This is a genomic window from Streptomyces calidiresistens (assembly GCF_014141525.1).
Classification (GTDB): Bacteria; Actinomycetota; Actinomycetes; order Streptomycetales; family Streptomycetaceae; genus Streptomyces; species Streptomyces calidiresistens.
Window position 1 is genome coordinate 1 of record NZ_VKHS01000108.1, and the last position, 10424, is coordinate 10424.

The window sequence follows — 10424 nt, forward strand, 5'->3', positions numbered from 1 at the left end:
GAGACAGCCCCGGCCCCCTCGGCGCCTCCCGCCCGCGGGGTGACCGCCGAGCGGGGGAACTGTGACCCGGTTCACTTTCCGTTCGCTTTCGCCGGGTCGGGTTTTCCCGGTGATATCGGGACAATGGGCTCCGGTGTCGGGCGACTCGAATCCCCGCGCCCCCGGATGGCGGTCACCGGGAGTGACATCGCCTCCGTTCGCGGTGACGATCGGTGGGCGGTCCAACTTCCCGACCCTTCCGGTTCATCTTCTGTTCACTTGGGACGGATGGCCGATTCACTTCTGCTTCCTACGTTCGGATGCGGGCGGGCACGTTCGTGGCTCGCCCATGCGTTCGAGGGAAGGAATGGAACGACCGTGCAGCTTCCGCGCGTGACCCGCAGTCGTGCCCGTCTCGCGGGAGTGTCCGCGGTCGCCGGCGCCCTGCTCCTGACCGGCTGCGGCAGCGACGACAACACCGGCCTCCCCGGCGCCGTCGACTACACCTCGGACACCATCGAGTGCGGCCCCCCCGGCACCCTGCTGGCCTCCGGCTCCACGGCCCAGGCCAACGCCATGGAGGTGTGGGCCAACGCCTACATGGCCAACTGCGACGAGGGCCAGGTGAACTACAAGGCCACCGGCTCCGGCGCGGGCATCCAGGAGTTCCTCCAGGGCACCACCGCCTTCGGCGGCTCGGACTCCCGGATGAAGGAGGCCGAGATCGAGCAGTCCCGCGCCGTGTGCCGGGACGGCGGGCGCGCCATCCACCTGCCGATGGTCGCCGGCCCCGTCGCCATCGGCTACAACCTGCCCGGCGTGGACGACCTCGTCCTGGACGCCGACACCCTCGCCCTGATCTTCGACTCGCGCATCACCCACTGGGACGACCCGGCGATCGCCGAACTGAACCCCGACGCGGACCTGCCCCACACCCGCATCACCCCGTTCTCCCGCTCCGACGGGTCGGGCACCACCGACAACTTCACCTCCTACCTGGCCGCCTCCGCCCCCGACTCCTGGCCGCACGAGCCGGACAAGGTGTGGCACGGCCGCGGCGGCCAGTCCGCCGACGGCTCCTCCGGCCTGGTCGGCATGGTGCAGCAGAACGTCGGGGCCATCAGCTACTTCGAGCTGTCCTACGCCCACGAGAACGACATCCCCACCGTCCTGGTGGACACCGGCGCGGGCGACCCCGTCGCCGCCACCGTCGAGAACGCCACCACCGGCATCGCGGCCGGCGAGGTGATCGGCACCGACGGTGACCTCGCGATGGAACTCGACTACACCACCGACGAGCCCGGCGCCTACCCGATCGTCCTCATCACCTACGAGATCATGTGCGACCGGGGCAACGACCCGGAGACCCTGGAGCTCACCCGGGCCTTCCTCAACTGGACCGCCGGCGAGGAGGGCCAGGAGATGATCACGCGGATCGACTACGCCGCCATCCCCGACGAGATCATCGAGCAGGTGCGCGAGCGCCTCGACGCCATGACCTGATCCGGGCCCACCGGCGCACACCGCGCCGGTCCCGACCCGCACGCCCCGCCGCGTGCCGGACGACGGCCCCACCGGGCCGGGGCCGGCCCGGCACCGCCCGAGACCGAAGGACCCACGGATGTCCGCCACCACCACCGACCCCGCCCCGGCGCCCGCCGGGGGACCGGGGCCCGAGCCGGCGCGGCGCAGCGCCGTCCGGCCGGGCGACCGCATCTTCAGCGGCCTGTCCAAGGGGGCCGGGATCACCCTTCTGGTGATCATGGCGGCGATCGCCGTCTTCCTGACCATCCGCGCCGTCGTGGCCATCCGGGCGAACGAGGGCAACTTCCTGACCACCTTCGAGTGGAACGCCAACGCCGACCCGCCGGTCTTCGGTATCGCGGTGCTCCTCTTCGGCACGGTCGTCAGCTCCGTCATCGCGATGCTGCTGGCCGTGCCGGTGGCGGTCGGCATCGCGCTGTTCATCTCGCACTACGCGCCGCGCCGCATCGCCGGCACCGTCGGCTACGTGGTGGACCTGCTCGCCGCGGTGCCCAGCATCATCTACGGCCTGTGGGGCGCGCTGTTCCTCGTGCCGCACATCACCGGCCTGTACGAATGGCTGGACGACTTCCTCGGCTGGACCGGCGTCTTCTCCTACGACGGCTCCCCGGCCCGCTCGCTGATGACCGTCGGCATCCTGCTGGCGATCATGATCCTGCCGATCATCACCAGCGTCACCCGGGAGATCTTCAAGCAGACCCCGAAGGCGAACGAGGAGGCCGCGCTGGCGCTGGGCGCCACCCGCTGGGAGGTGGTCCGGATGACCGTCCTGCCCTTCGGCCGCTCCGGCATCATCAGCGCCTCGATGCTCGGCCTCGGGCGCGCGCTGGGCGAGACGATGGCCGTGGCCACCGTGCTCTCCCCGGCCTTCCTGATCAACATCAGCCTGCTGGAGTCCGGCGGCGGCACCTTCGCCCAGAACATCGCCAGCCAGTTCAAGGAGGCGGGCGCGATGGGCCGTGACGCCCTGATCGCCTCCGGCCTGGTGCTCTTCCTGCTCACCCTGCTGGTCAACGGTGCCGCCCGGCTGATCATCGCCCGCCGGAAGGACTTCGTGTGATGCGCGCGCCGCTGCCGCCCGTCGGCACCCCCCGCACCCCCCGCACCACCGACCGGAAGGAGGCCCGGGCATGAGCGAGATCGTGAAGGACAAGCGGGGCCGGGCCCCCGCCCCCACCCCGACCTCCGGCGCCGCCGGGGCCGGCCCCGACGGCGGGGGCCCGGCCGGCACCGGGCCCGTCCCGGCCGGTCCGAGCACCCTGCGCCGCCCCCGGCTGCCCCGCTGGGCACCGGCCGGCGTCGCCCTGGGCTCCGTCGCGGTCGGCGTCCTGGTCGGCCTCCTCGGCGGCCTGGAGAGCCGGGTCCAGTGGGGCCTGATCGCGGCCCTGGTCTTCGTCGTCGCGACCTTCGTCCTGACCTCCGCCGTCGAGGGCCGCCGCCAGGCGGTGGACCGGCTGGCGGCGAGCCTGGTGTGGAGCAGCTTCGTCGTCGCGGTGCTGCCGCTGGCCTCGCTGATCTGGGAGACCGTCGCCCGCGGCATCCCCGGCGTGAGCTGGTACTTCCTGACCCACTCGATGAACGGCGTGCTCTCCTGGCAGGAGGGCGGTGGCATCTACCACGCCATCCTCGGCACCCTCCAGCAGGTGCTGCTGGCCTCCGTCATCGCCATCCCGATCGGCCTGCTGACCGCCGTCTACCTGGTGGAGTACGGGCGCGGCCGACTGGCGAAGGCCATCACCTTCTTCGTGGACGTCATGACGGGCATCCCGTCGATCGTCGCCGGCCTCTTCGTCCTCAGCCTGTGGATCATGATGCTCGGCTTCGGCTACTCGGGCTTCGCCGGCGCCCTGGCGCTCGCGATCCTGATGATGCCGATCGTGGTCCGCTCCACCGAGGAGATGCTCAAGCTCGTCCCCAACGAACTGCGCGAGGCCGCGCTGGCGCTGGGCGTGCCCAAGTGGCGGGTCATCCTCAAGGTGGTGCTGCCCACCGCGATCGGCGGTATCACCACCGGCGTCATGCTGGCGCTGGCCCGCATCGCCGGTGAGACCGCGCCGATCATCCTGCTGGTCTTCGGCAGCAACGTGATCAACGCCAACCCCTTCGAGGGCGCGCAGTCCTCGCTGCCGCTGTTCGTCTACGAGCAGTGGGCGCTGGGCACGCAGGCCGCCTACGACCGTGCCTGGGCCGCCGCCCTGGTGCTGATCGTGCTCATCATGATCCTGAACCTGGTCGCCCGCGGCATCGCCCGCTGGAAGGCCCCGAAGTCCGGCCGCTGAGGGCCATCGAGAGAAGCGAGAGAACACATCCCATGGCCAAGCGCATCGACGTCACCGGGCTGACCGCCTACTACGGCACCCACAAGGCCATCGACGACATCAGCATGCACGTCGAGCCCAAGTCCGTGACCGCCTTCATCGGCCCCTCCGGCTGCGGCAAGTCCACCTTCCTGCGGACCCTCAACCGCATGCACGAGGTGACCCCGGGCGGCCGGGTCGAGGGCCGCGTCATGCTGGACAACGAGGACCTCTACGGGCCGGGCGTGGACCCCGTGCAGGTGCGGCGCACCGTCGGCATGGTCTTCCAGCGGCCCAACCCGTTCCCGACCATGTCCATCTACGAGAACGTCATCGCCGGGCCCCGCCTGAACGGCAGCTACAAGAAGTCCGAGCTGGACGACATCGTGGAGCGCAACCTGCGCGGCGCGAACCTGTGGAACGAGGTCAAGGACCGTCTCCACAAGCCGGGCGCCGGCCTCTCCGGCGGTCAGCAGCAGCGGTTGTGCATCGCCCGGGCCACGGCGGTGGAGCCGGAGGTGCTGCTGATGGACGAGCCGTGCTCGGCGCTGGACCCGATCTCCACCCTCGCCATCGAGGACCTGATCGCCCAGCTGAAGTCGCGGTTCACCATCGTCATCGTCACCCACAACATGCAGCAGGCCGCCCGGGTCTCCGAGCGGACCGCCTTCTTCAACCTGGAGGCGGTGGGCCGGCCCGGCAAGCTCATCGAGATCGACGACACCGACCGGATCTTCTCCAACCCCTCCGAGCAGGCCACCGAGGACTACATCTCGGGCCGCTTCGGCTGATCCGGCCGGCCCGGCCGCATCGGCCGGGTCGCCGGGCGGAAACGCGACGCGACGCCGGTGCCCGACCCCCCGCGCGGGGGACCGGGCACCGGCGTCGCGTCGCGTTCTCCGCACAGTGCCGTCGGGTGCCGTCGGGTGCCGGACGGGCGCCGGGGAAGGGGACGCGGAGGAGGTCGGGCCGGCCGACCACCCCCGGCGGGGCCGGCCGCCGGGGCGCGGAACGCCCCGGCCGCCGGGGCGGCGTGCGACGGGGGCGCGGAACGCCCCGGCCGCCGGGGCGGCGTGCGACGGGGGCGCCGGGCTCCGGACCGCCGCCCCCCCCGACGGTACGGTCCGGGGCCCCTCCCGGAGCGCTCAGCCCGTGAGGGGGAGCAGGATCAGGCAGAGCACCGCGCCGCTCCCGGCCGCCGCCAGGGGGGTCAGCGCGTGACCGGCCAGCCGGGCGCCCGAGGTGCCCGAGCGCACCGCCCGGGTCCACCGCCGGCGCCGGGTGGCGCCGGCGCCCAGCACCGCCGGTGCGGCGACCTGGGTGGGGGACAGCGGGACACCGGGGATCAGGGAGGCGAACAGCAGCGTCACCGAGGTGCTCGCCTCGGCCGCGAAGGCGCGCGGCGGGTCCGCCTCCAGGATCCGGCGCCGGGTCCGGCTCATCAGGCGCAGGCCGCCCAGCGCGGTGCCGACGACCAGGGCCGCCGCGCAGGTCAGCCGCACCCACCAGGGCACGCCGGTGCCCGGCCGCACCGCGTCCGCGGCCACCAGGCCCAGCAGTATCACGCCCATCGTCTTCTGGGCGTTCTGCAGGCCGAAGCCCATCGCCGTCCCGGCGGCGGAGACCGACTGGGCGATCCGGAAGCCGTGCTGCACCCGGCGCGGCCGGCTGTGACGGAAGATCCACAGGACGGCGATCATCAGCACCCACGCCCCGGCGAGGGCGGCGACGGGCGCCAGCAGCATGGGGAGCACCACCCGGCCCAGGACCTCGCCCCAGCGCACCGAGCCGGCGTCGGACAGGAGGGAGCCGGCGAGCACCGCGCCCAGCACACCGCCGATCAGGGCCTGCGAGGTGGACCCCGGCATCCGCAGCCGCCGGGCGAGGCCCGCCCACAGCAGCGCCCCGGTCGTTCCGGCCAGGACCGCCGTCAGGCCGGCGCCCCCCGGGTCGATGTCCACCAGGCGGTACGCGATGGTGGTCGCCACCGCCGTGCCCAGCAGGGCACCCGCCGCGCCCATGACGCACACGAGCACCAGCGCCACCCGGGGGGTCAGGGCGCGGGTGGAGACGGAGGCGGCGAGCAGGTGCGGGGCGTCCCGGAAGCCGTGCAGGCAGGTCAGGGCGAGGGCGGTCGCGATCAGCGCCGCCAGGGCGGTTCCGGTCACCGTCCTCAGGACTCCTTGACCACGATGGACTCGACCGTGTTGGCCACCTGCTCGAAGGCGTCGGCGGCCTCCTCGAGCACGTCCACGATCTGTTTGAGCTTCATGATCTCCACGGCGTCGTAGGCGCCGTTGGTGAACAGGTGGGCCAGCAGCCGGCGGTGCACGCGGTCGGCCTGGTTCTCCAGGCGGTTGACCTCGATCCAGTACTCGGTGAGGTTCTCCATGGTGCGCAGGTGCGGCATGGCCTCGGCGGTCAGCTCGGCGGCCCGGTTGAGCACCTGGATCTGCTGGTCCACGCCCGGTGGCAGTTCGTCGATGCGGTAGAGGACGACGAGGTCGACGGCCTCCTCCATGAAGTCCATGATGTCGTCGAGGCGGGCCGCGAGGCGGTAGATGTCCTCGCGGTCGAAGGGCGTGATGAAGGAGGAGTTCAGCTGGTGGTAGACGGCGTGGGTGGTGTCGTCCCCCGCGTGCTCGGCTGCCCGCATGCGCTCGGCGATCTCCGCGCGCCCCTCGGCGTCGGAGCCGAGCAGTTCCAGCAGGAGCTTGGACCCGGTGAGGATGTTGTCCGCCGCCGCGGCGAAGAGGTCGTGGAAGCCCGTTTCCCGGGGCGTCATACGAAAGCGCACTGGACGTCCTCTGCGATTCATCGGGCGGTGGTAACCCGAAGATGCTAAGGGCATATTTAGTCCGGTGCTCACCACTTCCGCAGGTGAGATTTCCCGCACCGGGGCCCGCTTGAACATCGGGGGGCGATCATTTCTTGATCGTTTCCACTCGACACGCCGAGGGGCGGGGAACCCGCTCCCCGCCCCCGCCCGTCCGCTTCCCCCCATGTGCGCGTGCGCCGGGCACGGCCCGACGCACGCTGTTTCCGCGGGGGTTTCCGCGAGGAACCTCACCGACCGCCGTTGTAGGGGCCGTAGGGGCCGTCGCTGCTGCTCCAGCCACCCCGGCCGCCGCCACCGCCACCGACCGCCGCGACGGCCGGACGGACGTCCACGATGTAGACCACCGCCGCGATCGTGCCCGCCAGCGCCAGCAGCAGGAAGCCCGGGATGAACAACTGCACCGCCACCGACACACCGAGGATCACCAGCCAGAAGGGCTTGGTCTTCTTGTCGGCCGCCCGGAAGGCGTCCTCCCGCTGCATGACGGCGTGCACCAGGGCGAAAATGCTCAGGACCAGCAGGCCCAGGCGCACCAGGCCCATCAGGGAGAAGAACCCTTCCAACAGCATCGCCGTTCACCATCCTGTCGATTCGCCGGGCGGTCACCGGTCGGGCCGCCGGTCGGTCCCCCTCAACGCTACCGGGTACGGGTCGGGTGCCCAACGTTCCCGGGCCGACCACCGCACACCGACCGGCCGCGCCGCGTCCCGCCGGGACGGGACGCGGCGCGCGGCCACCGGACTCAGCGCCCCTCGGCACCGGTGCCGGGGGTCCCGTCACCGGAGGCCCCGGCGGGGTCGGTGATCCGCTCCACCGTGACCTCGGGGGCCCCGGCGTCGGCCTTCTCCCCGGTGGTCTCCCCGGCGGTCTCCTCGCGGCGGTCGCGCCAGTGCTCCACGGCGCCCCGGCCGCGCACGGCCAGCTCCTCGTAGGTCTCGCGGGCCTTCCCCGCGTACTCGCGGGCCGTCTCCCGGCCCTGCTCGGCCAGCTCCCGGGCGCGGTCGCGCAGCTTCGGCAGCTCGTTCTCGCGCACCTCGCGCAGCCGACCGGGCGCCTCCTCGCGCAGCTTCTCCAGCGAGGCGGGCAGCTCCCGCAGCTTCTCGGCCGCCAGGTCCGCGGCGCCGGCGACCACGTACAGGGGGGTGGCCTCGTTCAGGTTCTTCCGGATGTCCTCGGTGACGCTCATGGTTCCTCCCGGTTTGCGCGTGCTGATATCGCACTGGTGTTCGTTTGTGGGTGTGTGCCGGTCCCCGTGCCCGTCGGCCGGGGTGGGCGCGCCGTTCCCGGGGACGGGCCGCCGAACACCCGGCGGCCGGTCCCGTGGTCTCAACTTCCCGTGGTCGGGGGTGTGGTGGGCGGGGGCCCGGTGTCGTGCTTCTCCCCGTCCGTGCCGGCGGCATTCTCGCGACGGAACGCCTCGTGGATGCGCAGCAGCGCCTGCTTCTGCTCGTCGGTGAGTCCCGGATCGGCGAGCACCGCCGCCCGCACGCCGGACTCCTCCGGCTCCCGCGCGGCCCCCGGGTCCGCCTCGTCGCGGACCCGCTCGTCGAGGATCCCGGCGCGGACGTACAGCGTCTCCGCCGAGATCTCCAGCCCCTTGGCGATCTGCTGGAGGATCTCCGCGCTCGGCTTGCGCAGCCCGCGCTCGATCTGGCTGAGGTAGGGGTTGGAGACACCGGCCGCGTCGGCCAGTTGACGCAGCGACAGCTTCGCCTGCCGGCGCTGCTCCCGCAGGAACGCCCCCAGTCCACCGCCCTCGAACGATCCCATGACCCCACTGTGCGGCATCGTGCTAACAATTGCAAGCACCCGCTTGCAAGCGTGCCCACCCGCCCCGGGTCGGACGGCCCCGGGGGCCCCTCGACGTCCTCCACCGGGGGGCACCCGATCCCGGCACCCCCATCCGGCCGCCGTCCTCCGGAGCGGTGTCCCGTACCGGTCCGGCACCTCCCGGTCGGTTCGGGGCCGATGTCGACCGCATTTCCGCCACGGTCGTTCCCCCGGCTTTCAACGGTGGGCGGGGCCTCGACAATCGGGAGGGACGAAGTGGCGGAGCAGGGCCCCGGGGAGGGTGTGGTGGGCGAGCGCGTGTGGTTGGACGTTCCGTTCGCGGAGAAGGACGAGGCGAAGAAGGGGGGCGCCCGCTGGGATCCGCGCGCCAAGCGGTGGTACGCGCCCCGTCCGGGCATCCCCGCGCTGGAGCGCTGGGCGGCGGCCCCGGACATTCCCGATCTCCTGCCCGGCGAGGATCGGACCCTCGGGCACGGTCTCTTCGTGGACCTGGTGCCCAGTACCTGCTGGTTCACCAACGTCCGTTCCTGCGTGGCGCCCCGGGACTGGGAGCGGCTGCGCCGGATGATCACCCGCCGAGCCGGGATGCGGTGTGAGATCTGTGGCGCGGTGGAGGACCGGGACGCCCGTCGATGGTTGGAGGCCCACGAGCGGTGGGTGTACGACCACCCCGCCCGCCGACAGACACTCAAGCGGTTGATCTGCCTGTGCACCGACTGCCACACCGTCACCCACTTCGGGTACGCGCAGGTGCGCGGTCTGGAGGAGCGGGCCCTCGCCCATCTGACCCGGGTCACCGGCATGGACCGGATGACGGCCCGGGAGCACGTGGCGGCGGCCTTCGAGGTGTGGGAGGCGCGTTCGCGGGTCACCTGGACCCTGGATCTCGGCATCCTCACCGACGCGGGGATCACCCTCGCGCCCCCGCCCGGAGCCGGGGACCGCGCCGCGATCGCCGGGGAGACCCTGCGCGCCGAGGCGGGGCGCCGGCGGTCGGGAGGTCCGGGCCGCTGACCCGGAGGGCCCCGGCGGAACCGGATGTCACGTTCCGGGGCGCCGTCCGGTCCCTCCTGTGACCGCGACGGACGCGGGCGCCGGGAAATCCGGACGGATCGAAGGGAGACGGACATGCGCGTGGCGGTGGCCGGGGGGACGGGAACGGTCGGACGGCCGGTGGTGGAGGCGTTGACCGCCGCCGGGCACGAGCCGGTGGTGCTCGCCCCGAGCCGGGGCGTGGACCTGGTGACGGGAGACGGCCTGGCGGAGGCGATGGCCGGCGTGGAGGCGGTGATCGACCTCGCCAACAAGGTGACGATGAAGGCGGCGGAGGCCCGGGCGTTCTTCGAGGCGGGGACGCGCAACCTCCTCGCCGCCGGGGAACGGGCCGGGGTCCGGCACCACCTCCTGCTGTCGATCGTCGGCTGCGACCGGGTGGAGACCGGCTACTACGCGGGCAAACTGCGGCAGGAGGAGCTGGTCCGGACCGGGTCGGTGCCGTGGACGATCCAGCGCTGCACCCAGTTCCACGACTTCGCGGGGCAGTTCATGGCCTCGATGCCGGGGCCGGTGGCGGCGGTTCCCCGGGTGCCCAACCAGCCGATCGACACCCGGGACGTCGCCGACGTCCTGGTCGGCCTGGTGGCCGGCGAGCCCTCGGGAACGGTGCCGGACCTGGCGGGGCCGCGGCGGGAGATCCTGCTGGACCAGGCGCGCCGCCTGGTGCGGGTCCGGGGCGGGAAGCGCCTCGTCCTGCGGCTGCCGTTGGCGGCTCTCGGCAGGGCGGGACGGCAGATGGCGGAGGGCGGTCTGCTGCCCACCGAACCCGGTCCGCGCGGCACCCGCACCTTCGACGAGTGGCTCGCCGGGCGCGCCGGCGCCGCCCGCCGCTGACCCGCCGGGGCGGCTCCTCCGGGGCGGGGCCGGGGGAGAGAACACGGGTGTCGACGCCCTGCCGTGCGAGGTGGACGGTCTCC

11 protein-coding genes are annotated in these 10424 nt (G+C 72.8%); 6 read left to right on the forward strand and 5 right to left on the reverse strand.

Features of this window, described 5'->3' with window-relative positions:
* The first annotated feature begins 357 nt into the window (after positions 1 to 357).
* The 4 genes from pstS (at position 358) to pstB (ending at position 4612) form a co-directional block, all read left to right on the forward strand.
* Positions 358 to 1482 carry a phosphate ABC transporter substrate-binding protein PstS gene (pstS, locus tag FOE67_RS07270; protein ID WP_182661672.1) on the forward strand — a complete coding sequence of 375 codons (1125 nt, stop codon included), beginning with the start codon at positions 358 to 360 and terminating at the stop codon, positions 1480 to 1482.
* A 118-nt stretch (positions 1483 to 1600) separates the two neighbouring features.
* On the forward strand, positions 1601 to 2584 hold the full coding sequence (gene pstC / locus FOE67_RS07275; protein WP_182661675.1) for a phosphate ABC transporter permease subunit PstC: 984 nt from the start codon (positions 1601 to 1603) through the stop codon (positions 2582 to 2584).
* A 70-nt stretch (positions 2585 to 2654) separates the two neighbouring features.
* A complete protein-coding gene (gene pstA, locus FOE67_RS07280) occupies positions 2655 to 3803 on the forward strand; it encodes a phosphate ABC transporter permease PstA (RefSeq protein WP_182661677.1) in 1149 nt (382 codons plus the stop codon).
* Between the two features lie 32 nt (positions 3804 to 3835).
* Positions 3836 to 4612 carry a phosphate ABC transporter ATP-binding protein PstB gene (pstB, locus tag FOE67_RS07285; RefSeq protein ID WP_182661680.1) on the forward strand — a complete coding sequence of 259 codons (777 nt, stop codon included), beginning with the start codon at positions 3836 to 3838 and terminating at the stop codon, positions 4610 to 4612.
* 354 nt (positions 4613 to 4966) lie between these two features.
* Here the strand turns inward: pstB and FOE67_RS07290 are convergent, their stop codons facing one another.
* The 5 genes from FOE67_RS07290 to FOE67_RS07310 form a co-directional block, all read right to left on the reverse strand.
* The gene (locus FOE67_RS07290) at positions 4967 to 5989 is read right to left on the reverse strand and encodes an inorganic phosphate transporter (protein WP_182661682.1); all 1023 of its coding nucleotides are present in this window, start codon (positions 5987 to 5989) and stop codon (positions 4967 to 4969) included.
* Between the two features lie 5 nt (positions 5990 to 5994).
* A complete protein-coding gene (locus FOE67_RS07295) occupies positions 5995 to 6618 on the reverse strand; it encodes a DUF47 domain-containing protein (RefSeq protein WP_182661684.1) in 624 nt (207 codons plus the stop codon).
* Between the two features lie 269 nt (positions 6619 to 6887).
* Complete coding sequence (locus tag FOE67_RS07300) at positions 6888 to 7229, reverse strand: DUF2516 family protein (RefSeq protein WP_182661686.1); 342 nt, start codon at positions 7227 to 7229, stop codon at positions 6888 to 6890.
* A 173-nt stretch (positions 7230 to 7402) separates the two neighbouring features.
* Positions 7403 to 7846 carry a hypothetical protein gene (locus FOE67_RS07305; protein WP_182661688.1) on the reverse strand — a complete coding sequence of 148 codons (444 nt, stop codon included), beginning with the start codon at positions 7844 to 7846 and terminating at the stop codon, positions 7403 to 7405.
* Between the two features lie 140 nt (positions 7847 to 7986).
* A complete protein-coding gene (locus FOE67_RS07310; protein WP_182661690.1) occupies positions 7987 to 8430 on the reverse strand; it encodes a helix-turn-helix domain-containing protein in 444 nt (147 codons plus the stop codon).
* A 306-nt stretch (positions 8431 to 8736) separates the two neighbouring features.
* Between FOE67_RS07310 and FOE67_RS07315 the strand changes: the two genes are divergently transcribed.
* Together FOE67_RS07315 and FOE67_RS07320 are read left to right on the forward strand one after the other, a co-directional pair.
* The gene (locus tag FOE67_RS07315) at positions 8737 to 9465 is read left to right on the forward strand and encodes a DUF5710 domain-containing protein (RefSeq protein WP_323384423.1); all 729 of its coding nucleotides are present in this window, start codon (positions 8737 to 8739) and stop codon (positions 9463 to 9465) included.
* A gap of 114 nt (positions 9466 to 9579) precedes the next feature.
* A complete protein-coding gene (locus FOE67_RS07320; protein ID WP_182661692.1) occupies positions 9580 to 10341 on the forward strand; it encodes an SDR family oxidoreductase in 762 nt (253 codons plus the stop codon).
* The last annotated feature ends 83 nt before the right edge of the window (positions 10342 to 10424 follow it).

What these genes read in the sequence shown, in the direction of transcription:
- pstC (WP_182661675.1), top strand. Translation starts at nt 1,601, where the DNA reads ATGTCCGCCACCACCACCGACCCCGCCCCGGCGCCCGCCGGGGGACCG.
- pstA (WP_182661677.1), top strand. Translation starts at nt 2,655, where the DNA reads ATGAGCGAGATCGTGAAGGACAAGCGGGGCCGGGCCCCCGCCCCCACC.
- pstB (WP_182661680.1), top strand. Translation starts at nt 3,836, where the DNA reads ATGGCCAAGCGCATCGACGTCACCGGGCTGACCGCCTACTACGGCACC.
- FOE67_RS07300 (WP_182661686.1), bottom strand. Translation starts at nt 7,229, where the DNA reads ATGCTGTTGGAAGGGTTCTTCTCCCTGATGGGCCTGGTGCGCCTGGGC.
- FOE67_RS07305 (WP_182661688.1), bottom strand. Translation starts at nt 7,846, where the DNA reads ATGAGCGTCACCGAGGACATCCGGAAGAACCTGAACGAGGCCACCCCC.
- FOE67_RS07310 (WP_182661690.1), bottom strand. Translation starts at nt 8,430, where the DNA reads ATGGGATCGTTCGAGGGCGGTGGACTGGGGGCGTTCCTGCGGGAGCAG.
- FOE67_RS07320 (WP_182661692.1), top strand. Translation starts at nt 9,580, where the DNA reads ATGCGCGTGGCGGTGGCCGGGGGGACGGGAACGGTCGGACGGCCGGTG.